Raw genomic sequence first — 313 nt, 5'->3', positions numbered from 1 at the left:
GAGGCCGGTTTGTCAGAGAAACGGAACAAGATGCTCACCATGTGGGTGACGGAGGACGAGCACCGGCGGCTGCTCGAGCGCTGTGACGGCAGGCAGCTGGCGGCGTGGATGCGACAGACCTGCCTGGACGAAAAGCCTGCGCGCACCGGAAAGCTTCCCTCACTCTCGCCAGCGCTGCTGCGCCAGCTTGCCGGCATGGGCAATAACCTGAACCAGATAGCCCGCCGTGTTAACGCCGGCGGCGGCACCGGCCATGACAGGGTACAGATTGTGGCGGCGCTGATGGCCATCGATGCCGGGCTTGAGCGGCTGC

At 65.5% G+C, this 313-nt stretch carries 1 protein-coding gene; it reads left to right on the top strand.

Annotation, left to right across the window (positions count from 1 at the left end; all coding sequences use genetic code 11):
* Positions 1 to 30 precede the first annotated feature (30 nt).
* A partial coding sequence (locus DW56_RS19480) for a MobC family plasmid mobilization relaxosome protein (protein ID WP_174516609.1) occupies positions 31 to 313 on the top strand: 283 nt, incomplete at its 3' end.

Source organism: Franconibacter helveticus LMG 23732 (assembly GCF_000463115.2).
In the GTDB taxonomy this organism is placed as follows: Bacteria; Pseudomonadota; Gammaproteobacteria; order Enterobacterales; family Enterobacteriaceae; genus Franconibacter; species Franconibacter helveticus.
Note: the sequence above shows the minus strand (reverse complement) of the source record. Positions and strands in the feature narration are given on the sequence as shown.